A 24188-nucleotide genomic window follows, 5' to 3' on the forward strand; every position below is an offset into this window, starting at 1 on the left:
TCCAATTCTTATAATTCCGATGCGAATTAAAATATTGCAATGAATTTAGCATGAATAAATATGCAGTGTCAACGAAAAAATAAGCCAGCTACAACGTAGCTGACTCCAGCATATAGAGCTTGCTGATTCGCTTGTACCGTTTATGTATAACATGAACCTAACCTGAGCCTTCGCTTACACAGTCTCCTCTACTGCTTCCATGTATTCATACCTGTATGCATCGTACCCATCCGTTATGCAAGATAGCTACGATGTCCACACCGATACACATACACAGGCGTATGATACCAATCCGAACACAAAACAACCTGCTCCGGTTCCCACTCTGGTACTGCAAAACAGGCGCTAATCACATACGTATGGGGACGGGAACGCTGCTCCAGGATCGGACGAAGCTTGCGCATAGCGCCTGGAAACAGATAGCAGACGACAATATCTGCTTGCTCGTACGGATACAGGTAAATATCACCCTGCTGAAATTGAATATTCGTACGCTTCCATCTGCTAAGTACTCGTGAGCAACATAGAGGCAAGGGTGAATTTTCAATACCAGTTATACGAATATTCGGATTGTTTTGCATGATGTGCAGAGCGAGCGTCCCCCAGCCTGAGCCTGCTTCGATGACTTGCAGGGGAAGATGAGAGCGTTGATTCGGTTGATGGGATAGCTGCGTGATCGTATCGCTCTGCTCTTGCTGTGATTGTGTAATTCGCTCAGCCGCAGCACCTACCTGCTCACTGATCGTGCGGCGAATTGGGGCTGATGCGGGCATCGGTGAAATTCCATTTCGCCAGCTATAATATACAAGCACGAGCAGCGCTGGAGTCGCCAGCACAATGACCACGCACAACACCACTATTCCGTAGAAACCCAATTCGCTCTCCTCCTCTATCGCTTTGGCAGCTCTGATTGATTGTTTACACAAGCATTTCACGATACGTAGTCCGTAGTCCGTAGTCCGTAGTCCGTAGTCCGTAGTCCGTAGTCCGTAGTCCGTAGTCCGTAGTCCGTAGTCCGTAGTCCGTAGTCCGTAGTCCGTAGTCCGTAGTCCGTAGTCCGTGCCAAGGATACGATGGATCGCTCTATCATGCAACATTAACAAAAAAGTGCTGCCGAAGAAATCGACAGCACTCTTTTATCTCATGTTTATGCTAAACCTCATCAGCACGCCATCAACACGGTACAGCTTACCGTCAGGTCGCAGCAGAAGGGGGAATGCTTAGACCTTGGACATCTGTGTAAGTCTGTCTGGTTGTCCTTGTCTGTACTGGACGAGTCCTGCGATCAGCCCTTGACCGAACCGCCCAGCAAGCCGCGTACAAAGTACTTTTGCAGTGCGAAGAATACAGCCAGCGGTGTCAGCATCGAGATGAATGCAGCCGATGTGAGCAGGTGCCAGTCGTTACCACGCGAGCCGACCAGGTTGGCGATACTCATCGACAGTACCTGTACCTCTGGCTGAGAGCCGAGGAAGATGAGGGAAACGAGGTAATCGTTCCACACCCACAGGAACTGGAAGATCGAGATCGATGCCAGCGCTGGTACAGACAGTGGCAGGATCAGTCTGGAGAAAATGGTGAAGTTAGTCGCTCCATCCATAAATGCCGACTCAAATAGATCCTTTGGCAGCTGACTGATCGAGTTATACATAAAGTACGTGATCAGCGGCAAGCCAAACGCGGTATGCGCCATCCATATCCCGAAGTATGTCCCGTTCAAGCCGAGTGTCGTATAGTCGCGCAAAATCGGAATGAGTGCGACCTGAAGCGGTACAACGAGCAACGCGATAATCACGATGAAGAAGATATTGCGTCCTCGGAACTTCAGCCAGGCAAACGCATACGCGGCAAAGGAAGCGATAAAGATCGGAATCACTGTCGATGGAATAACGACCGCAATCGTATTCCAGAATGAGCGTCCCATCCCGCTACCCTGCTCGGTTTTGATCGTGCCGTCAGGCTGTGTGATTTTGTATTGTTTACCGCCAAGCACGGTTTCATAGTTTTGCAGAGTGAAGTTGGTCGAAGCGCCCCATTTCTTCTCCTGCACATCCAGTGTACGCGCACGGCGATTCTCCCAGATCAGACGCTGATTCCCATCTTCTACCCCTGCCTTGAGCTGATCATCGGTAAAAGTTTTGCCATTCACCGTAATCGGCTTACGCAGATCGGTATCGCGATCCAGCTTGAGCTGACTGACCGTATCCCACTGACGATGCGGGAAAACTGTCCACCAGCCGCTTTGCAAAATATCCGCTGCTGGACGAACGGAGGAAATGAGCAAGCCCAGTGTCGGAATGAACCAGACAATACAGATGATACCCAGCACCAGATTGACGATCCAGTTGGCTTTGCGCTTTTGTCCCTTGGCTTTGGCTTTACGCATTACAGGCTTCCTCCCTTCTTCAGCTGACGCACGTTCAGGATAATGACCGGAATAACGGCAATGAGTAGCACAATCGCCAGCGTGGAGCCGTAACCCGCATTTTGATACATAAACAGCTGACGATAGAACTCGGTCGCTACAACCTCGGTGCCATATTGACCGCCCGTCATGATCATGACCACGTCAAAGATTTTCAGGGTGAACACGATAATGGTCGTCGTAACTGCCAGTACTGTGCTGGAGATCACCGGAAGCATAATTTTGAAGAAGATGCGAATCTCGCCCGCACCGTCCATTCGTGCTGCTTCCAGCATATCCTCGGGAATCCCTTTGATCGCAGCCGAGAAAATAACCATCGCAAATCCCGTCTGCATCCACACAAGGATGACGATCAGGAACAGGTTATTCCACGGCTGCACCATACTCAGCCAGCCCTGCGGCTGAAAGCCCATATTCACGATAATCGCATTCAGTAGACCGATCTGATCAGCACCTGGCTGATAGTAGTAAATGAACTTCCAGATAACGCCTGCCGCAACGAACGAGATCGCCATCGGCATGAACACAACAGCCTTCGCCAGACGCTCAAAGCTACTACGATCTGCCAGTACGGCGATCAGCAGTCCGAGAATAACGCAAGCGAGTGTACCGAATACGACCCACATCAGGTTGTTGCGAAGCGCCGTTACCAGCAGTCGATCGGTAAAGACCGCTGCAAAGTTAGCAAACCCGACAAACTGAGTAGAATCGGCATTGAAAAAGCTTAAATACAGCGTACGCAGTGTTGGCAGGAATAGCAGCCAGCCAAGCAGCAATACCGCCGGGCCAACGAACACATACGGGATAACGCGATCCTTCCACTTATCCGGATATTGCTCAACGACCCAGTTCAATGAGAAATAAATCGAGTAGATGCCTGCTAATCCCCAGATGACCGCAAGCAATGCGTTGACCATTGGCGGCAGATCAGAGCCTCGGAAAAATAGGAAGATTAGCGTATGCAGACCCAGATTCAGTAACGGAACAAGGATGGATAACAGTATAACTTTGGGCGTGAATCGTTGATTCGAACGCGTATCCATTGTTTTGCTTACGTCCATTGGCTTTCCCCCTTCAGCAATTTGCAAACAAGCCACGAAAATAGGCTCTAATCAAACCAAAGCGGACCGAATCAATCCCGGTCCGTTTTGGCGGTTGGTCTCAATTGGTATTCACCGGTTTATTTTTTCCAGCCGGCTTGAATTTCTTGCATCGCTTGATCCAGGTTAGCTGTACCACTTACGTAGTCCGTCATCCCTTTCCAGAACGTACCTGCACCAACAGAACCAGGCATCAGGTCAGAACCATCAAAGCGGATTGTTTTTGCAGTTTGAACAAATTCGGACATGCGACGCTCTTGCTCGTTAGCGAACCAATCGTCTGGTGTACCGTTCATTGGAGGCGTTACACCACCGGATTTGATCCAGCTTTGCAGAGATTCAGCAGTTGTGAAGAACTCCATTACTGCACGTACTTCAGGACGGTCATTGAACATAGCATAGATATCACCGGAGATCAGTGCTGGTGTACCGTATTGTGCATCGATCGATGGGAACGGGAACCAGTCGTAATCTTCTGGCTTCACGCCTTCAGGAATAAAGGAAGTGATGAATCCAGCTTGACGGTGCAGCCATGCTTTTGGAGGATTCGTGAACAGTGGAGCAATCGCATCACCGAAGTTCGTTGTTGCGATGGAGCTACGACCACCGTATACATAATCCTTGTTGAACCAGATCTGGGACATTTTCTCGACTGCATTTTTCACGATTGGATCAGTGAATGGCAGCTCGCCTTTTACCCATTTGTCATAGTTTTCAGGAGTTGTTGTACGCAGCATGATGTCCTCTACCCAGTCAGTAGCAGGCCAGCCTGTTGCCGCACCACTCTCGATACCGATACTCCATGCAGGGTCGCCATCCGCAGCGATCTGCTCGGTCAGCTTCATCATTTCATCCCATGTTTTTGGTACAGTGTAGCCTGCTTCATCGAAGGCTTTTTTGTTGTACCATACAAGGCTTTTCACACTGCTACGTGCCCATACGCCAGCAGTAATGTCTTTGTCTGGACCCGCCATTTGCGCCATATCCAGCCAGCTTTGTTTGTATTGTTTCTTCATATAGTCGGCATCCATGAATGTGGATACGTCAACAACTTTACCTGCTTTTGCGAAAGTTTCCAGCAGACCTGGTTGTGGGAAGTCAGCGATATCCGGTGCGTTACCACCGTTTACGCGCACGTTGATCGTCGCTTCAAACTCTTTGGAGCCTTCATAAGCGATGTCGATGCCAGTTGCATCTTCAAATGCTTTGATGCTCGCATTGAATTTCTGCTCATCCGCGTCTACGAATGGCCCGTACATCGTAACCTTTTTGCCTTTGTATTCACCATTCAGTGCCTTTTCCAGATCGGAGCCGGCAGGCACCTGTGCTGTTTTGATCAGATCTGAACCGCTTGTTGTTGCTGTTGTACCGGTTGTGCCTTCGCTGCCAGTCTGCGTACTGCCAGTTGTCCCCGCGCTGTTACCTCCGGAACATGCACTAAGCACTACTGAGAACAGCAACACCAGCATTAAACTTAAAGAACCATTTCTTTTCAGTTTACTCTGTTTCATGGACTCAACCCTCTCTTTTGATATGATCCCTTTTTTTACGATGTACAAGCACCAAACATCTGACTACAAATAGATAATTTTTACTTTTATCCCATTTTCTTATTTTTATCAGGAAAAGTAAACAATAATTTGATAGCGATTACAAAATTTTATCAAATTCTTGCGTTCGTTTAATTATCCTGATATTTTGCAGTGATTTTGAGAATAAGTTATCTATCTGTAAGCGTTTACAGTTGTTCGCAAGAACATTTTATGATATCGCTTGCAGATAAGCAATCCTTTTTTCACAAATGAAAATAATATTTTTTGTCCTTATCTTTCATCAGCAAAATAGTTAATCATAAGCATATTTAAAAATTATGCAGAAATGTGAATTTTGGCTCGTTCTGAATGGAGAAGCATGTATCATTTCAAATTTTAATAAACCCTGTTATATCAAGGTTTTTTCACGATTTTTTTATTTTATTTTGTCCTACCATCACCCTGATATGACCGATTCCTTTTTTGGGCGATTCGACAATTGTGGAACCAATTCCATTTTTGCTACAAAATAAGATGCGGCTTCAAGCACAAACGATTGCACAAAAAATTACTTTTCCTTATTTGCCTTCACAGGTTAAGGATCAAAATTAGGCAGCAAATGGACGTCATTTACATCCAGCAAGTTGCAAGATTCTGCTCATTTATGCTCGATATGAGCAGTAGAAGATGGAGATCAGAGTGATGTATAGAGGTGCATACGTAGGCTTGAAAATGTAAATAACACTTTCTTGCTATATAAGGTTCATTTGATATGGATAGAGAAAAAAGCGAGAAATCATTGTTACGTCCCTTTTCCCTGATCGATACGGGACTGGACAGGATTATCACAGTAGACACATCTGTTTTATTGCTCATTGGCGTTTCAGAGAGCGTTTACAATGTCTAATATGTCATTATGGCCACATGTTATAGGAAAGGGAGATGAATGAAATGACACAACATAAACGACTTGGTAAAAGTGATCTGCTGGTGAATCCGATCGGACTTGGTGCGAATGCGGTAGGCGGTCACAATCTGTATCCGAATCTCGATGAGGAAGCAGGCAAGGAGGTTGTGCGCACAGCAATTGCGCATGGACTGAACTTTATTGATACAGCATTCATTTATGGACCTAAACGCTCCGAGGAGCTAATCGGTGAGGTGCTCAAGGAGGTCGGTGGACGCGACAAGCTGGTCATCGCTACCAAGGGTGCGCATAAGTTTACCGAGCAGGGCGATGTGACTTTCGATAACTCGCCAGCCTTCCTGCGTGCGAGTGTGGAAGGCAGTCTGGAGCGCTTGCAGACGGATTATATCGATCTGTTCTACATCCACTTTCCGGATGAACATACACCAAAGGACGAAGCTGTGGGCGAGCTGAAAAAGCTCAAGGACGAGGGTAAGATTCGTGCGATCGGCGTATCCAACTTCTCGATTGATCAATTGAAGGAAGCGAATAAGGATGGGCACGTCGATGTACTGCAATCCGAATATAATCTGTTCAAGCGTTCGGCAGAGCAGGAGCTATTGCCGTATACTGCTGCGAACCAGATTAGCTTCATTCCTTATTTCCCGCTGGCATCCGGTCTGCTGGCTGGTAAATACAATTCCGATACACGCTTCGATGATCTGCGTGCCAAAGATCCGTTATTCGCAGGCGAGACATTCCAGCAAAATCTGCAAAAGGTGGATATGCTGCGTCCAATCGCTCAGGCGAAAGGCATCGAAGTCGCTCATCTGGTGCTCGCATGGTATCTGACACGCGAATCACTGGATGCGATCATTCCAGGCGCGAAGCGTGCAGAGCAGGTGCTTGATAATCTCAAGACGCTGGATGTGAAGCTGACCGCGCAGGAGATTGAGCAGATCGATCATATTTTCGGCTGAGTTTTGGTGGATGTATGGGCGTGAGTAATGCAGAGAATATACTTCTATAGAAGTTTTGAGTAGCAGCATCCAGATGGCGCATTAGGCGCTGTCCGGGTGCTGTTTTAAATTTGTAATGTAGATTCCTTTTTCTCCAAAATTGTAAGATATTTCACTATCCCTAAGCCTTCAAAAACAAAAAAAGACCATCCAGCATTATGCTGGATAGCCTCCTCCTGGTGGCGGCCATGAGCCGAGTAGACGGCGGATGATGACGATCTCACCAAGATGGTACGTATTGTGTGAAGCGATATTACGCAGGAAGCCCGCAACGGTCTCCGTTGGGATGAGTGCCAGTGGCTGGGCAAGCTCCAGCGTACGTGCGAGCTCACAGGCAGTATCGATGCCTTGCAGGAAATCGTCCAGCACAACTTGCCAGCTTGCTTCGTCTGCGGCATTCGTTTGCTGTGGCCAGCTATCGGCTACGGCTGGTGGGCGTGCAGGCTGTTCGCCGCGAACATGAGCCAGCATGAAGTCTTGCCAGTAGCTCATATGGCTAACTAGCTGATAGATCGTATAAGGCAGACCTTCTACCTGCTCGCCTGCCAGCTTCAGATTGATATCGGATAGCGCGCGAGCAATCGGTAGATGACCGCGCTCGCCGACCAGAGATTGAACTAACGCTCTGGAAAAGGCTTGTTCTGCTGCGTCACTCATGTGAATTTCGCTCCATTTCTAATCGTTGTAAAGGTATAAAGTATGCTGAGTAGGATCGGATACTAGTCTTCCTACCCTTTAATGCGCTGCATACCCTATCGCTTGGGATTGCTAGCTTACTGTATCCCATTCACTTTTGAATTTCAACCTGAGCGGATGAAGGGCTCGCCTGACTGACAAAACGGAAGGTCAGCAGTGGCCCGTTCTCATCCGATTCGAACGGTTCTTCATCGTATTTATAGCTCGTATAGTCTGCCAGTAGCTGACGCCAGAAACGGCGGGTGTGCATATTGCGCCCGGTAGGATTCGTATGCAGCGCCCAGCGACCGGAAAAGCTATCAAATACGTATTTGGCCGCCTGCTGTGCGATGCCCTTCCCACGAAATGGACGCATTAGGAAAAATTCATGCAGGAAGTATTCCACCTGCTCGCCTGCTGGCACATATGGCGGTGTCGATACCAGTGCAAAGCCTGCTGGAATGCCATTCACTCGAATGAGAAACGGGAATAGCACGCCGGGATGACGCCACCAGATTTTGAAAACGTCACTTTGCTGCGCAAGTGTAGCACAGCAATCGTCCTCCTCGAATACACCATACCGATTCGGCAGGCGCTCCCAGATCTCCGACAGATCATATAGATAGAAAGGATACATATTGCAAATAATATATTTGTCCGCAGCAGGGCAAAGCTCCACCTGAATGTTTTGCTCCTGTTCCACAACTGCTGGCTCGATATTCGAATCGATGTTCATATGAGTCTCCTGTTTAGCCGAGGACTTAACGCCCTCCATTTTTACCACGTCCGCCTCCACGATTATTCATTTTGCTCGATGTAGAGGGGCTGGTATGGTTTTGGGTTGCATGGGTTTTGTTCGTGCTGTTCTTCTTGTTGCTTTTGTTGGTGCTGTTTTTACTGACAGCTGGTTGGTTATTACTGCTCTGCTTGCCTGTCGTTTTGAAGCTGGACGATTGCCCTGTAGGACTTTTAGGTGCTGCGGTTTTGCCTGGCGTACCTTTGCCCTTAGCCGCTGACTTGCCCTGCGCGGCTTGGTTACCTCGCTGCTGGGGGGCACCTGTTGCTGGTCTGGCTCCTGCTCCCGTCGATGATTTGCGTAATTGAGCTGCGGTGTATTGCAGTGCCTCCATCGCCTGTTTGACAAAAGCACGATTTTCCGGCTCCCATTCATGTGGATCATCCATAAAGGAATCCTCGATAAACTCCTCCAGCCCGTCTGCCAGCTTACGCTGATCTGGCGCACTCTTGCCTCGTAGTACCTGTATGGCGGCGCGCATCGTGCGACACGACTGCTGCACAAATGTATAATCATCTCGATCCCACGCCTGCGGATTATCCATATCATAAAAAGCGATCCATTGCTCTATTAATGAAGCAGCCTGCTTCGCGTCCATCTGTGGCATATTCATTCTCCGTTTCATTACAGCGGTAGCTGCACATGTTAATTGTCCGGTATGCCGCATTGGATGGGCATCCGGTTCTATGCTACCATTGTAGCGGCTATAATGGGTGGCGTACAGTGGGTTAGCTAGGGTACAAGGTGGTACAGGTTTAAAGCTTTGTTGGGTTGGTGCGTCTTTGGTTCACTTTGCGCTGGTTTTGGTGCTGGGTGCGTACATCACTTGCGGGAAGGAATAAGGGAACGGACTCAGTGGAGCCGCGGGAATCTACTGGATTAGGAGTAAATGTAGATTCCCGCCCCTCCAAAATCGTCCTTTTCCCTTATTTCCTTCCCTCCGTTCCGTGCTGCTCGCAGCATAAGTAGCAAAAGACAAAGGCTCTTACTTCAAGGATTGACACAGTATAAGTAAAAAAGATTGCTAGAAGTAGTGCACTTCGTCTTTTCAGCTTTTGAATGTATCAGATATGAAGCAGGCGCTAACCTCCACTTGTACGGGTGGGAGGTAGCAATAAGACCTTTACTTTACGAACCTTGCATGTAGTGAAGTATTTGATGAGGTTGAAGAATGCTTTATATGCTTTATTTTTTACATGCTTCATTTGATGTTAGTTTGTAATTCTATTCTCTCGCTGCATTTGCACATTAAAAGCATCACTTTTCACCTGCCTGATTTTCTCATTAGATGGGTCAGCTATCGGTCTGGTGAGATGAGCTGAGTTGTTGTAATTGGTGGGAAAGGTAGTTATTTACGCCGTTGGGGCGTTTTAAAGCGAGCTTGTACATGGCTTTGGCGACGGTGGTGGCTTGGATGGGTTTGTATTTGGATAGCCCTCCTCGCAGCAGGGGCGATACTACGCTGGAAATAGCGGCAGCCGTGCGTTCGCCGAGTCGGAATTCTTTGCGTTCTCCTAGTAGCAGGGAAGGCTGGACGATGGATAGGGATGGGTAGCCGAGTGCGGATAGTTGCTGCTCTAGTTCGCCTTTGATACGGGAATAGAAGATGCGTGAGTTAGCATCTGCTCCCATGGCGCTGATGAGCAGGAAGTGTTCGGCTCCCCTTGCCCGGGCTAGCTCAGCCAGTCGGAGCGGGTAGGTGACATCGATCTGGTACATGCGCTCCTGGCTGCCTGCTTGTTTGATCGTGGTGCCGAGGCAGCAATATACATCGGTGGCTTGCCATGTATCCGCATGCTGGTCTAAATGATCGTAATCGGTCACGAGCTGTTCAACCTGTGTATATGACTGCCAGTCTGGTACGATTTGGCGTACAAGCACCTTGATACGGTCATAGGTTGGTTCATGGACGAGGATATCGACCAGCGAGCGCCCGACCAGACCTGTAGCGCCTGCGACAAGTGCTATGCGTTCTGTCATTTTACTTCCCCTCCATTCTGTCTGCTAGTATCCATTAGGCTGTATATTGTGGCTCGATCGAATCGCTCGCTTGCTATGTTTGACTCGTATCGTGCTTCCCTTGAAATGCTTCCTGTAAAACCATTGGAAGAAGCGTTTTGGTTATAGCTCTATTCTTGATCGCTATACCTATCTATCAAGTGATCTCTCGATCATGCTCCATCCCTATATCTCGATTCCTGTATATCGTCTTCCTTCGTATATTTCCTTTACATCATTCGTATGTGTAATTACAGTCCTGTTATTTATACATGTGTATACCCGAATGCGCAGATGCTGCGTCATTCGGGTGTCAGGCTATGACGCTGCTCAGAGCAAAAAGGCGACACTGCCGCCATTCGTGTGCACAATATGATCGGCACCCAGTCCTCTGTAGATCATGCGTGAATTACTGCTTTCGGTAATAACGTAGATCGGCTCGCTTGTCCATGTACGGCACATTTGAATATACCGACAGCAGAGCGGCAGGCTGCGTTCAAATAGATACACTTTACCGACAGCTAGCTGTGGAATGGTCCATTCGTCCTGACGCTGTGTATCGAGCAGCAGCACATGAGCTACACCCATTCGTTCTAGTTTTACCTTTTCTGCATAGCTATTTACGATCGCGGCAAAGGCAATTCCTTTGACCTTGAGCAGCTGCATAAACTGCTCCCCTGCACGCGTCGCTGGAGATACCAGCACATACTCCTTAGGCAACTCCGATTCCTGCTCCAACTCCATCTCTTTCTCCTCCAATTGTGTGAAGGCAAACAAAAAAGAAGCTGCACAAGAGGTTTTCTCGCCAGCTTCTCAGGCATTCCGCACACAGACATAGCTGCGCTTACCGGATGTCATGATCATTGTCGCCTCTCTTATATTCAGCTTACGAGGTTAGCTGACGGATTCGGAAGTAAGAGTCTCCCTACGGATAGCAGTTGATCTTAATGGATCGCTGCGATACCGATTCACCCCTGAACAGTCTGTGATGGCTGTTCGCTGGTTCCCCCGCTCCCCGGCTACAGAGCGTCTTCTCTGCGGCTCGGACATTAAGCTGGTTACGGCGCCAATATAGATGTCGTACACCGTAAGTTATGAACTTGAGACGAATCATACTCCCCTGTTCAGGCAAAGTAAAGACGAGCGGTTTCGCATTTGGTGTCAATTTGATCATTTCACAGGATAAAATGATCGTTTATCTTCTATTTTCGCTTATTTACACATTATTATTCACGTATACTAGCTTTTTGTATAAAGTAAAGCAAAACCGAGCATTAGCGAACTAATAGCATGAATAAAGGGAATGAATCCGATTACATGCATAGCGGCTGACTTAAATGACGGTCTATAGACTTTGTCTGGCATTTACGTTGCCTGCAAAATGCCCTATGATGGCTGACAACTAAACCTCACATTCAAAGGAGTGTATGTACGTATGTTATCTGCTGTTGCCACACTGATTCAGCCTGCTGTTGATTCGCAGCTCGTTCCGGTTCATGCTCATATTCAGCGGATGGAGCTATTTGTATATGATCAGGCAAAGCTCGCACTGCCAGAATCCTGTCGTCCGCTACATTGCGGCTTACTGCGTTTATCCGGTGGTGGAGCTACAGGCTGGGCAGAGTTTGAGTTTTCAGATGGATCGGCACATCTGGATCTGATCAAGTGGGGGCAAGTATTCCGTCGTCTCAAGCACGTGGAAGCAGCAGAAGCCAGAACACTCATTCATCGATACGAGTCCCAATGGGGCTTCACACGCACCCATCTGGCAGCAGAAGCACTCACTGCATGGCACAAAGCGCTGTCGGAAGGTGTCTCAGGGGCAGAATCGGGTATAGAGGCTTCATCTTATATGACAGGATGGACAGGGCTACCGACTGAACGGGAATTTCTCGGCTATTATTGTCAGTCTTATTATTCTTTTTAAGCTATGCTGGTTAAGTGTCTATAAAGGGCGACTGGTCGCAGGTAAGGGTAAGCAAGTATATAATCGATCCCGCGGCGGCTATCTGTATATTATCGCGTGTGTAAAGCGATTATCGGTCAGAGATATTTTGTATTCGGATATGTCTATGGCTTGCTATAGGAGCAAGACATCCTGTTTATCATTTAAGCGTTTCGTACAGGAAGAAACAATATGCTGGATTGGAATACCTTCGATAAAGAATTAAAGGGGCGTTGTGATCGCAATGAATAACGAAAAGATTATGGTTGGTGTTCATTACAGTCTGAATGGGGAGCGTTTGATTCGGCGTGGTATTCGCTTGGCGCAATTGCTAAATGCGCCGTTGATCGTACTCAGCGTACTGAGCGAGCCCGTTAGTGAGCTGGATATGAATATGCAGCAGTACTACAATGCATGGAAAAAGCTGACTGAAGAAGCAGGCGGTACGTTCATCGTGAAGCTGAATGAGGATCGTGAGTTGGCAGAGGTCATCGCTGATGTAGCGCACCAGCATGAGGTCACGCAAATCATTATCGGGCAATCGGTTCGTTCCTTCTGGGAAGAGATTACACGCGGCTCATTCGTGAACGATCTGCTGGAGCATCTGGGCGCTATCGATCTGCACATCGTTGCCGTCCAGCGTATGAAGGCGAATCTGGAGGAAACGCACGAGGATGGTGTCGAGGTTGATGTGATTCGTACGCCAAAGGGCTACCAGATTCGCTACGAGACCGACCAGCCGATTATCGCAGAGGGTGTATTTTTCAAGGAAATGCATACGGATTTTGAAAATGGATTGCTCAAGCTGCATATTGATGGCGAATATCAGTATTTGAAGGTGCGTAAAGGGCTGATCGTTGAGACCGAGCCGCTGGAGCGTATGCTGGAAAAGAGTACGTAGCATGCAGTAAAGGGATGGTTTGCGAAGGAGATGCGTATAGTCGCACAGCTAGCCCGATCGCTCAGGTGTATACATTGGGTATAACGCCAGATCAAGCGAACCGATTACACGGATAAAGTAGTAACTATAGCAAAAAAGAACAAGCCGCCCCGTTACCATAACGGGCGGCTTGTTTTGTCTAAAAAGCGATGCGGCTTCATCATATCGGCGGTGAAGTCGGCGATGGCAGGTATGGCTTCACGATCCCAATCTCCTACGGCGCACATCCATGAAGGATACGTTAATCCCTCCATGCGATACTCGATAACGGTAACAACTGCGAGCATCTCCTCTTCCCACAGCCAGAAGCGGCTTCCCTGCTCTACTCTATCCAGCGAACCATCATCCGGTAGCCATATACTGCCGATCGTATCCCACTGCTCGGGGTGGCGACTGGCAATATACAGGCGTACCTCATGCTCATTGATGCTAGTGGAACTAGTGTAGCTAGTAGAGCCAGTGGCGCTAGTAAAGGCTTTTGACGATCCGCTCTGGTGAGTAGCAGATAACGGTTTGCATCCATTCGCATCCATGCTGTCACCTGCTTGTTCTATCGATGTGTGTTCATTCGTTATCTGCTGCCTTAGCCCGGTTGTACTGAACCATTGCTGATACGGAAGCTGTGTCGGGTCGAGCTCCCACTGTACATGTACAGGTATGATCATCCTTGCTCACTCCTTCAATAGAATAGGGAAACAATATCGAATATAAAATACAGGTCAAAAATATAGGGGTTGGATTGTGCTATGTCGGTGGATCATTGCTGGTGTATAACTATCGATGTATCGCTTGTTCATATATGGATAATGGATGTATAGCTAACTAAAGATATATGGCTAACTACAATAAATGATTGGTCTACGCTATCGCCCATAGATTGTGATCGATCCCCATGGCAGGTTAAAGCTATTAATCCTAATTTAGTCTTGCTGCGCCAAACCTCATCAGCGAAGCTCACGCGCAGCACGATACAGCGCCCAGTTAAATGACTGCCAGCTACGATCTTGCTCCAATACATCCTGATGGTTCTCACGTAAACGCGGAGCCAGCTCCAGCTCTGGATGCTGCTCAGCGAATGTTAGCAGTACTGGCACTGCCTCTGCCGACAATCCCAGCAGATACTCCTGATCCAGCTCGCCACTCTGGGCGTAGCGCTCGATATTACGCTCGGCAATCCAGCTCTCCATCCCTGCATAATTCAGTACAACGTAAGCACTCAAACCGAGAACTAAAAAGCATTTATACAGAGGTAAGCGGCTGAAACGAATACGCAAGCCTGCCAGCACCAGCAGCACACCTAGAAACAGCATGAATGCATGTACTAGAAAACGAGTCATCGTATAGCCATACGCCTGCTCATACAGTACTAGCCGCGTAAAAGCAGAGCCCAGCATAACGGCCGAGCAAAGGACAAGAATAGCTAATAACCAGCGATTCATACTCATCAGCAGCGGACTGCCAGCTGCACTCTTGTACAGTACAGATAATAACAACGTAAAGTTGATCGCTGTCACCATAACTAGCTCGCCAAACCCACTGCGAGCGTACTCCGCATAGGTGCTTCCATCTGGCAATCTCCCCTGACCCGCACCAAACAAATACGAAAACTGCAACCAAACGAATAGCATATACACGATATTAACGAGCACCAATACAGTTGCGGCTACAAGTGGATCAATTCGCAAGGGACGCATCGGCTCGGTTGGAACATCCCATGTCATCGCTGGCACTTGATCGTTAGACACAGTCGGCTGTTTAGGTTTGGATTGTTGCTCATGCGCTCGCTGTTCAGGCTGTACGCCAGCTCTTTCAACCGGATCAGCTATCGATTCATGGTGGATTGCATTAGCTTCCTCTTTGCCTGTCGTTGATACAGGCGTGATAAGCGTTGCATCTGTCGTTGCTATTGCAGGCATTGTAGGTGCTGTAGGTATGATGGCATGTGTCGATGTTGCTGTATGGGCAGGTACTGCTCCATTTACCGAGAATGCCCCTCGTGCTGCCTGATCAGCAGCTTCCTTTTCCGATAGATATCGTCCACTGAGCGGATCACGTTGTAATGGACGAACAAATCCCCATAAATAAGCGAACAGCACCAGCATCATCACACCGATCCATGCGATACGCAGCAATGCAGGGCCAGGTGTAATATCAGCGAACCAGGAGGGCAAGCTCGATAACAATTCATCAAACATACGATCTGCCGAAGTCAGCAGCAGTAGTACGATGATTAAGAGCGGAGCTGCTGTCAGCACACCGATCAGTATACGTCCCAGTGTGCGCCTGCGCTCCTGCTCCATTCGCCGGGCAAGCTGGTGATACAGCATGCGAAACGGAGTCGGCATATGGGCAAACATATGCACCAGCACCTGCTCGATAGTCGCCCACGCTAATGCCGGGCTGCTCCATTGCGGACGGCGTTCACTCAGCATGTAGGTTGTGTGCATCAGGATCAAAACAGGTACAGCCAGTATATTCAGCGTATAAAATAAAGGATTCGTAAATAAAGCATACGTTAGTGATAGTAAGACAATGGCTGTCATTAGCAATCGACTAATTGCCGAGCCCTGCCGCAACCGATCGCCTGCGTACGTGTACATATATAAGTAAAACAAAATAACAAATACCGGATACGACACGCCAATTGCATGCTCATAAAATAAATACTGATGAATGACCGCCAGCACAAGCGCGGTTAATAACACAATCCATGCACGCTGTGGAGCGACAATCAGCTTTTGATACATCATGGAACCTCCCCGTTTGAGCTTCTACTCTGTCGTACACGTCTTATTTTAGGTGTTAAAATAGGAAAATAAATAGAAGAATTGGATGAATTAATTTCGTATTTTAAGGAAGGAAGGGGTGCGGATGAAGCTACATCGCCAATTTCTACTGCTGCACGGACAATATGCTGATCCAGAAGGACGCTGGGTCACACTGGACGAGATCGCCACGGTACTGGAACGAACGCATCGCAGTGCACTGAATATTATTGGCAATATGCGCAAGGCTGGCTGGATCGACTGGCAAGCTCAGCGTGGTCGTGGCAAGCGCTCATTACTGCGCTTTCTGGTGACAGCAGAGCAGATTGCGCTGGAATCAATGATGCAGACGATTCGGCGTGGCGATATTCGCACGAGCATTGAGCAGATTCGTGAGCAGGCGCGGTCACCAGAACTGGATGATCAGCTCCAGCAATGGTTGCTGACGTATTTTGGACCGCATTCGGAGATTCGGCAGGATCGCCAAATTGACCAGCTACGTCTACCGATTCGGCAGCAGATTCATACCGTCGATCCGCTGTACATGAACCTGCTGGCAGAATCATTCGTCTCCAGTCATATTTTCGATGGATTGGTGCGTAAGGAAAGTGAGAGCGGTCGGATTGTGCCTCATCTTGCCCACGCCTGGGAAACGGATGCAGCGCGCACACAGTGGACATTTTATCTGCGTAAGGATGTGCTATTTCATCACGGACAGACGCTGACCGCGGACGATGTGGTGTATACGTTTGAGCGTTTAATGCAAAGCTCGCGTCCTGCGCTGTATCGCTTTATTTTCCAGCAAATCGCTTCGGTGCAGGCGCTGCATACCGGAGCCGTCGTGATTCGGCTGCGCCAGCCATGTGAGCTATTCCTTCCCTTTCTCTGCACCAGCCGTGCTGGAATTGTGCCGGAGGGCTTGAATCGTACGGGGGAAGAGGAATTTGGGCATCGTCCCAGCGGTACGGGGCCTTTTCGCCTGGTGGAACGGGATCAGGATCGGGTAGTGCTAGAGGCGTTCAAGCCTTATTTTCGCGGCAGACCTCATCTGGATCGTGCGGAGATTATTCATATTCCGTGGCGTGTACGCCGTACAGAGAATGATGGGCGTGTTCGCAGTGAAAGTGAGACGGCTTCACCGTTTCAAGTTATTCCCGGACCGATCGAGGGTGGACAGGATCAAAGCTGGAGCCAGCTACCTTCGCCGGTATCTGTACGGAAATTCATCACGTTTAATACGCAAAAGCCCGGCTTGCTTCAGCAGCCGGATGTGCGACGTCATATTTGCCAGTGCTTGCAGACCGAGACAGATGGAAACAAACAAAGACACTTGTCGGAAAACGATAATGAGGCTGCTCTAACGCCAGCCGCCGTGCAGCAGCAAGCGCCTGCGCTCATAACAGCGGCTAGCGACGAGTCTACCGACAATGAACGGTCACTGCGTATTTTAACGATTCCGCAATATCGACGAGATGCTATGAAGATTGCAGAGCGTCTGCGTCAGGCTGGATATACATGCGAGGTGCGCTCTGTTCCGATCGAGCAATTCAAGGGCGATGTGCGGATGCAATCTGATCTGCTCGTCTTCTCCCTCATTCGAGATCAGGATGAGCAGTTACGCTTATTCGATCTGTATCAGACGATGGCCGGGCATGTCGAGCCCCATGTGACGACAGATATTACGTATCGGCTACAGGATATATTGCGACAACCGGATGCTAGCGCACGACAAATGCTATTCAACGAGATCGAACAGCGACTGGTGCAGGGCTACCAGCTTCATGTGTTATACGAAAAGCCTGTACAGACGACTTATCTGCCCAGCGTACGTGGCATTACCTTCAACAGTCAGGGCTGGGTCGATCTGCGTCATATCTGGTTGCCACCGGGCGATTCACCGATTTAGATGCCATGGTTCAGGCATGTCTTTCATCTGGCGCATTTGAAGTGATATGCTCTGTAGAAAGGTGTTCATAGGCTCTGAAAAGTATTTCTATCTTCTGGCGAAATGCTCTGGAACGAACGAGCTCTATGTCCCGCGATGCAGTTCGCAATCGTTCGAGAAGGTATAAAGGCATACCAGACATACAGCAAAGATAGTTCCTCTTTTGTGCCGAGCCAGTTGCCAAATCGATGCAGGAGCAGGGTAATAACATAAAGTGTGCATACGCCATTGTTTTCATCACATGTAAGTTATCTACATTCCAAAAATATAAAAAATAAAATGTAATAATACAATATTTTTATTTTTTAGATGTTTATTCTATTTTTGGAAGGGTAATAACATATCGTGACGCTAACACGGCGCACCGAGATCAAGAAAAATTCTTATGAGGAGTGAATAGAAAATGGCAAACAACAACAGTAATAACAACAATGGCAAGATGAGCAGAGAAGAAGCTGGTCGCCTGGGTGGAGAAGCCACTTCTAAAAATCACGACAAAGAATTTTATCAGGAAATCGGTCAGAAGGGCGGACAAGCCACGTCCGACTCTCATGACAAAGAGTTCTATCAAGAAATCGGGCAAAAGGGCGGCGAAGCTACATCCGAATCCCACGGTAAAGAGTTCTATCAAGAGATCGGCAGCGAAGGCGGCAAAGCGCGCAGCGACTCTGATGGTATGAGCCGCGAGGAAGCAGGACGTAAGGGCGGTCAGGCACGTTCCAACAATAACAACAAAGACTGATCCGCATCTTCCCGCGCTGGGAAGCGCTGTGAGCGTAATTCATCCATCGTATTCACTTTCGGGAGTGTGCAACGGATGAACGTGAAAAAGGAGAATTCCACATTGGAGTTCTCTTTTTTTGCATGCGCTGCTTTGCGATATCGGATGTGGTTAGCACAGGAACACTTTGTTGAGAATCATGTTATCTTCGCGATCGCTTCGGTAGACAGCAATTTCTTTTGTCCCGATTCCTCTAATCGCTTTGAACTCTTTCGAACCTCTACATTCTTTAAATCCTCTAAATTCTTTGAATCCTTTACATCATCCAAGCTAAATAATTAGATTGATTTGTCTAAATAGATTGAATGCTAATGAATGATTACAAACATAATTATTCACATTACAAATAAATATAAATTACCAGTAAACAATCTAATTTCATTAAAAAATGAAGCTTTAAATTCAATTTTACCCCAACAAAAAATGTTATAATCCAAGTTATCTAGTAACAAAAAATCACCTGAATCGATTGTGTTTCTACCGATTCAGGTGATGAGTATAGCTACGATCTCCCAGTCTGTGCTGCTCGACTGGTGATAGCCGTTTGCTGTTCATGCCAGTTCATACCTTGAAATGGCTTTTATAGTATTTCTTTTATGAATGAGGAAGCGTGATCTCGTCGACATAGTTGGTTGCCATCATACGTGCTACCTGTGCAGGATCGGAGGTTTGTCCAAGCACCCACATCATTTTGGTGGTCAGTGCTTCGGTCGTCATGTCATAGCATGGAATAACACCCTTCTCCAGTGCGCGCTGACCGACCTCGTAGATCGTCAGATCGCCGCCTTCGTACAGACATTGCGTAGTGACGACAATGCTAACGCCTTTCTGCACCAGCTCCTCAATCTTATCGATCAGATTAATCTCCTTAAATGGTACACCGCCCATGCCGAAGCCCTCGACAATGAGGCCGCGGTAGCCGAGCTTATGGACAGCATCAAAAATATCCGGGCGCATCCCTGGAATCAGCTTGATCAGAAATACATCTGGCGAATATCCATCATTGTATACATGCCCTTCACGCTGGCGAGTCTGCGGAATATCGTTATACACGATTCCCTCATCCTCCAGATAGCCGATATACGGGTGATTGATGCTTTCAAAGGCATCATAGCTTTTCGTTTTAACCTTGGACGCGCGGGCGCCGTTGATGATTTTGCCATTGAATACGACGAATACGCCAGTCAGCTCGCTGGATGCAGTGCGGAACGCATCCTTGATGTTTTTACGAGAATCGCTATACTCCGCCAGTACAGAAACCTGTGAGCCGGTGATCACGACTGGCTTGTCCAGATCGCCCAGCATAAAGCTTAGTGCGGACGCAGTGTATGCCATCGTGTCAGTGCCATGTGCAATGACAATGCCGTCATAGCTGGGTAGCTGCTCATGCACAGTACGTGCGATCGTCACCCATTCCTCTGGCTGAATGTTCGTGCTATCTACACTCATCAGATTCATCGCAGCAATATTGCAGATGCCTGCAAGCTCTGGCACAGCAGCTACGATATTTTCCGCCGATTGCGTCGGTGTCAAACCATGACCTTCTGCTGAAGAAGAAATCGTACCGCCTGTATTAATAAACAAAATATTTTTCATCGCCCGTCTTCCCTCCGTATCGTATGCCTGACAACAATTTAATGTAACACTTTTGAGTGGTAGTGTAAATTGCTACGGTTGTAGAAATGATGCGCTTGATCATATACCACTATGTGAAGTGATAATCGCATCATTCGTTCATTTTGTACAGTCACTAGTATACATTTCATTGCTTCGTATAATTTGAATAAGCAATTACTATGATTGTGGATTTTTGAATTTCGGTTAAAGCATATCATCAAAAAACGCATCATGCAGATCGTTAGACCTGCCGATGCGTTTGGAGCTTGTGTACTACGATCGTTTTACTGCTTTGCTCCTACCGTTACGGTAGCACTCTCACCTGCATCCATCCCTAGCCCGGATACAGAACCGTCTTCATTTTCCGTCTCCATGGTACGCTTATCCGATAGCAGTAGATTGAGCACAACGGCGGTAACGGAGCCCGTCACAATGCCGTTTTGCAGCAATGGTTGCAGGAAGCTTGGCATCTGTCCAAAGATCGCTGGCAAAACAGCTGAGCCGACGCCAACAGCGATGCTGCATGCGACGATCATCAGGTTGCGATCATTGCGTAGATTCACCTCTGCGAGAATGGACATACCGGAAGCCGCAACAGAGCCGAACATGACGATCATCGCACCGCCCAGCACTGCACTTGGAATGACCGTTGTGAGCGCAGCAAGCTTAGGCAGCAGTCCGAGTACGACCATGATCCCACCTGCGGCGAAGATGACATTGCGTGTTTTGACACGAGTGAGCGAGATCAAGCCGACATTTTGCGAAAAGGCGGTGTACGGGAATGCATTGAAAATACCACCCAGCATAATCGCCAGACCTTCCGAGCGCAGACCGCTCACGATGCGGCGCTGCTCGACCTTTTGCTCGGTCGCCTTGCCGACAGCGATATACACGCCTGTCGATTCCACCATACTGACGATGTTGACGATAATCATCGTCGCAATCGCCACCCAGCTAAACTGCGGTGTACCAAAATAAAACGGCTGAGCCACGCGCAGCCAGGAAGCTTCACCGACCGATCCGAAATGCACCATGCCCATCATATACGCCAGCACCGTACCGACAGCTAGACCGATCAGCACAGAGATCGAGCGCAGGAAGCCTGTAGCAAAGCGATTTACGAGTAAAATAACGACCAGCGTCACGAGTGCCAGTAGCAGATTATGCAGCGCACCGAAGTCCGCACTGCCCTGACCACCAGCTACATTGTTCATCGCTACCGGAATCAGGGATAGACCGATGATCGTTACGACAGAGCCGGTTACAATTTTCGGGAAGAAGCGCAGCAGCTTACCATATAAAGGCGCTGCTAGCACGACAAACAGACCGGATATAATAATCGCCCCGTACGCGGTCGGCAGATTACTCGTCGACGCAATCGCAATGATTGGGCCCACCGCAGTAAAGGTACAGCCGAGCACAACCGGCAAGCCGCTACCAAAATAACGTGTGCTGAGCACCTGTAGCAACGTTGCCAGACCGCAGGTGAACATATCGGCTGCGATCAGATACGCAAGCTGCTCTGGTGTCAGATGCAACGCATTCCCGATGATCAACGGAACGGCAATCGCACCTGCGTACATCGCCATCACATGCTGCAATCCAAGCGCAAATACTTTATGTTTGGCTAGCATTAGACACCCGCTCCTGTTCTGTTCAGGCTAGATACGATCAGCGGCTGCTCAGGAATAAACTCCACATGCCCGGGTGACATCGCCGAGATACGTGCCAGCGACTGAACCGCAATTCCGCGTTCCTCTAGCAAGCCGCGTCCTTCTTGAAATGTCTTCTCGATCACACAGCCTACACCTACGAGTATCGCCCCTGCCTGCTCCACAATATCGGCAAGCCCGACAAGCGCCGCGCCTGTCGCCAGAAAATCATCCACGATCAGCACGCGCTCACCCGGTTGTAGATAATCCTGCACGATCGTTACCTGATACGTTTCTCCGCGTGTGAACGAATGGACGGATGCAGAATAGACCTGGTCGCCCTGCGTGATCGCTTTTTTCTTTTTCGCATAGACAAAGGGCACATTCAGCGCAATGCCCGCTGCCATCGCAAATTGAATGCCGCTCGCTTCAATCGTTAATACCTTCGTAATCTGCTCATGCGCGAACAAGCGTGCAAACTCCTGTCCAATCGCCACCGCTAGCTGTGTATCCACCTGATGATTCAGAAACGAATCCACCTTGAGCACACGGTCGGATAAAATATTGCCCTCTGCCTGTATGCGTTGTTCTAATACTTTCATTTCGCTTTCCCCCTGTATTGTTCTGCATCCTACGGGTAGCGCCGGTTTCCAAGTGAAAAAATGCCGTAAAAAACAAAAAAGACAGGCTCCTTGAGTCCGTTTACTCAAGTGAAGCCTGTCTGTATAGTTGTTCCAATACAGAATATGCAGCATGCATATTCCTGCCTGCGGCTTGCCCATTTTCGGATCGCACAGCAGTCAGCACGTTCTTCACTCATAGTCGGATAATTGCAATGGTTATCCGGTAGAAACTTCTGGGCCCTATTCCCAAGTATTATATGAGTGTAGCGGTCAGCCAGTGATCGGCTTATTTGCCGTTATGTTGCGCCGCTTTATGAAATTATATATGTATACTACACGTATTCATGCTGGCTTTCAAGGCTATTTTTCATATTTTCATAGCTGTAAAATGCCCTGTTCTCTGTCGTCGCTGATCTTCTTCTCGTTCATGTACCGATCACGGTCAGGTCACCGCACGCCGCGAACGTAGCTTAATCCCAGTCACCAAAACAACCCCAAGCAAAATAATCACCAAGCCCACCAGCATCCCGAGCGACAACGGCTCATCCAGAAACATCCAGCCCCAGACGATTCCGAATACAGGGACGAGAAAGGTTACACTCAGCGTCTTCACCGCACCCACATTAATAATCAGGCGGAAATATAACAAATAACCGAGCGAAGTAGATAACAGCGCCAGTGCCAGCACCGACCAGACTACCGATACAGAGGGAAGCTGGGACGGTAGGTAAAATAATGCAATCGGCAACAGGAGTAGCCCCGCAGCAAGCTGCTGTCCGATCGCCAGATTAAGCGGCTGTTCTCCCTTGAACTGGCGTGACGAATAAATGCCCCCTATTCCATAAAAGAATGCCGCTCCTAACGACATCAAGACTGCTCCAATCGTACCTGTACTGCCTGCATGAGCATTCCAGCTCACGAGCACAATCACGCCCGTTACGCCGAGCAGCAAGCCAGCGATCTTTTTCCCGGTTAGCGGCTCCTTGATCCACACATAGGCAATGATCGCGGTAAATAGCGGAGTCATTGAATTCAAAATAGCTGCCAGTGAAGCGTTCATACTCAATTCCGCGCCGGCAATCAGGCAAAATGGAATCGCCGCGTTACAGGCTCCAAGCAGCAGATACTGCTTCCATTTATGTAACAGCTGCGGTCTTCTGCGTAATAATAGCGCGTACAGCAGCAAGCCCAGCCCGGCGATCAGCACGCGTAGATCAATCAGCACAAGCGGCCCCAGCACTGGCACAGCCACTCGCATAAATAAAAAGGATGCGCCCCACATCGCCGCTAGCAGTATAAGTGTCAATGTATCTTTTGCCTTCATCTTCTTCGCTCCTTCTTCGCAATAGTTGCTATGTATCGTCTGTATCCATTATATCGTTTGCGAAAAAGTCATGCCGCCGAAAACAAGGCACAGCATTGGTAGCGAAGGATTCCGTTTACCGCAAGACAGCCATACCAAGACAGC

The 24188-nt window shown here is 48.4% G+C and carries 20 protein-coding genes and 2 riboswitches; of the genes, 5 read left to right on the forward strand and 15 right to left on the reverse strand.

Annotated features, from left to right (window positions below; genetic code table 11):
• Positions 1–233 precede the first annotated feature (233 nt).
• From IEX62_RS12785 to IEX62_RS12800, 4 genes are all read right to left on the reverse strand, one after another.
• Positions 234–875 carry a class I SAM-dependent methyltransferase gene (locus IEX62_RS12785; RefSeq protein ID WP_188775904.1) on the reverse strand — a complete coding sequence of 214 codons (642 nt, stop codon included), beginning with the start codon at positions 873–875 and terminating at the stop codon, positions 234–236.
• 410 nt (positions 876–1285) lie between these two features.
• The gene (locus IEX62_RS12790; RefSeq protein WP_188775905.1) at positions 1286–2386 is read right to left on the reverse strand and encodes a carbohydrate ABC transporter permease; all 1101 of its coding nucleotides are present in this window, start codon (positions 2384–2386) and stop codon (positions 1286–1288) included.
• Positions 2386–3486 carry a carbohydrate ABC transporter permease gene (locus tag IEX62_RS12795; protein WP_229685754.1) on the reverse strand — a complete coding sequence of 367 codons (1101 nt, stop codon included), beginning with the start codon at positions 3484–3486 and terminating at the stop codon, positions 2386–2388. The genes IEX62_RS12790 and IEX62_RS12795 overlap by 1 nt, the downstream gene beginning before the upstream one ends.
• A 119-nt stretch (positions 3487–3605) precedes the next feature.
• Positions 3606–5036, reverse strand: a complete 1431-nt coding sequence (locus IEX62_RS12800) for an ABC transporter substrate-binding protein (protein WP_188775906.1) — start codon at positions 5034–5036, stop codon at positions 3606–3608.
• 972 nt (positions 5037–6008) lie between these two features.
• On the opposite strand from IEX62_RS12800, the gene IEX62_RS12805 reads away from it, so the two are divergent.
• Positions 6009–6944: an aldo/keto reductase gene (locus tag IEX62_RS12805; protein ID WP_188775907.1), complete on the forward strand. Its 936-nt coding sequence runs from the start codon at positions 6009–6011 to the stop codon at positions 6942–6944.
• Between the two features lie 195 nt (positions 6945–7139).
• Here IEX62_RS12805 and IEX62_RS12810 read toward each other — a convergent pair whose 3' ends face one another.
• The 5 genes from IEX62_RS12810 to IEX62_RS12830 all read right to left on the reverse strand — a co-directional run bounded on the left by IEX62_RS12810 (position 7140) and on the right by IEX62_RS12830 (position 11196).
• On the reverse strand, positions 7140–7640 hold the full coding sequence (locus tag IEX62_RS12810) for a DinB family protein (RefSeq protein WP_188775908.1): 501 nt from the start codon (positions 7638–7640) through the stop codon (positions 7140–7142).
• Between the two features lie 130 nt (positions 7641–7770).
• On the reverse strand, positions 7771–8394 hold the full coding sequence (locus IEX62_RS12815; RefSeq protein ID WP_188775909.1) for a GNAT family N-acetyltransferase: 624 nt from the start codon (positions 8392–8394) through the stop codon (positions 7771–7773).
• A 25-nt stretch (positions 8395–8419) separates the two neighbouring features.
• Positions 8420–9061 carry a hypothetical protein gene (locus tag IEX62_RS12820; protein WP_188775910.1) on the reverse strand — a complete coding sequence of 214 codons (642 nt, stop codon included), beginning with the start codon at positions 9059–9061 and terminating at the stop codon, positions 8420–8422.
• Positions 9062–9747: 686 nt separating this feature from the next.
• Entirely contained in the window at positions 9748–10434 is a 687-nt protein-coding gene (locus IEX62_RS12825; RefSeq protein WP_188775911.1) for an oxidoreductase, read from the reverse strand.
• A 348-nt stretch (positions 10435–10782) separates the two neighbouring features.
• Entirely contained in the window at positions 10783–11196 is a 414-nt protein-coding gene (locus tag IEX62_RS12830; RefSeq protein ID WP_188775912.1) for a hypothetical protein, read from the reverse strand.
• A 123-nt stretch (positions 11197–11319) separates the two neighbouring features.
• Positions 11320–11491, reverse strand: a riboswitch (cyclic di-AMP (ydaO/yuaA leader).
• A gap of 396 nt (positions 11492–11887) precedes the next feature.
• Between IEX62_RS12830 and IEX62_RS12835 the strand changes: the two genes are divergently transcribed.
• Both IEX62_RS12835 and IEX62_RS12840 read left to right on the forward strand, forming a co-directional pair.
• Positions 11888–12379: a hypothetical protein gene (locus IEX62_RS12835; RefSeq protein ID WP_188775913.1), complete on the forward strand. Its 492-nt coding sequence runs from the start codon at positions 11888–11890 to the stop codon at positions 12377–12379.
• Positions 12380–12641: 262 nt separating this feature from the next.
• On the forward strand, positions 12642–13298 hold the full coding sequence (locus tag IEX62_RS12840) for a universal stress protein (RefSeq protein ID WP_188775914.1): 657 nt from the start codon (positions 12642–12644) through the stop codon (positions 13296–13298).
• A gap of 152 nt (positions 13299–13450) precedes the next feature.
• Here the strand turns inward: IEX62_RS12840 and IEX62_RS12845 are convergent, their stop codons facing one another.
• The gene (locus IEX62_RS12845) at positions 13451–14002 is read right to left on the reverse strand and encodes a hypothetical protein (protein ID WP_188775915.1); all 552 of its coding nucleotides are present in this window, start codon (positions 14000–14002) and stop codon (positions 13451–13453) included.
• A gap of 279 nt (positions 14003–14281) precedes the next feature.
• Positions 14282–16087, reverse strand: coding sequence for a DUF4153 domain-containing protein (locus IEX62_RS12850; RefSeq protein WP_188775916.1), 1806 nt, complete (start codon positions 16085–16087; stop codon positions 14282–14284).
• Positions 16088–16208: 121 nt separating this feature from the next.
• Here IEX62_RS12850 and IEX62_RS12855 point away from each other — a divergent pair, with 121 nt between their 5' ends.
• Both IEX62_RS12855 and IEX62_RS12860 read left to right on the forward strand, forming a co-directional pair.
• Entirely contained in the window at positions 16209–18008 is a 1800-nt protein-coding gene (locus IEX62_RS12855; protein ID WP_188775917.1) for an ABC transporter substrate-binding protein, read from the forward strand.
• A 442-nt stretch (positions 18009–18450) separates the two neighbouring features.
• Positions 18451–18789, forward strand: a complete 339-nt coding sequence (locus tag IEX62_RS12860; RefSeq protein WP_188775918.1) for a KGG domain-containing protein — start codon at positions 18451–18453, stop codon at positions 18787–18789.
• A 633-nt stretch (positions 18790–19422) separates the two neighbouring features.
• Here the strand turns inward: IEX62_RS12860 and IEX62_RS12865 are convergent.
• The 4 genes from IEX62_RS12865 to IEX62_RS12880 all read right to left on the reverse strand — a co-directional run bounded on the left by IEX62_RS12865 (position 19423) and on the right by IEX62_RS12880 (position 24044).
• Positions 19423–20424, reverse strand: coding sequence for an asparaginase (locus IEX62_RS12865; protein ID WP_188775919.1), 1002 nt, complete (start codon positions 20422–20424; stop codon positions 19423–19425).
• A gap of 305 nt (positions 20425–20729) precedes the next feature.
• Positions 20730–22079 carry a nucleobase:cation symporter-2 family protein gene (locus tag IEX62_RS12870; protein WP_188775920.1) on the reverse strand — a complete coding sequence of 450 codons (1350 nt, stop codon included), beginning with the start codon at positions 22077–22079 and terminating at the stop codon, positions 20730–20732.
• Positions 22079–22699, reverse strand: a complete 621-nt coding sequence (locus IEX62_RS12875; RefSeq protein WP_188775921.1) for a xanthine phosphoribosyltransferase — start codon at positions 22697–22699, stop codon at positions 22079–22081. Before IEX62_RS12875 ends, IEX62_RS12870 begins: the two co-directional genes overlap by 1 nt.
• Before the next feature lie 197 nt (positions 22700–22896).
• Positions 22897–23001: riboswitch (purine riboswitch) on the reverse strand.
• 161 nt (positions 23002–23162) lie between these two features.
• Complete coding sequence (locus tag IEX62_RS12880; RefSeq protein ID WP_188775922.1) at positions 23163–24044, reverse strand: DMT family transporter; 882 nt, start codon at positions 24042–24044, stop codon at positions 23163–23165.
• Positions 24045–24188 lie beyond the last annotated feature (144 nt).

Origin of the sequence: Paenibacillus hunanensis, assembly GCF_014645615.1 — a bacterium.
Lineage (GTDB): Bacteria > Bacillota > Bacilli > Paenibacillales > Paenibacillaceae > Saccharibacillus > Saccharibacillus hunanensis.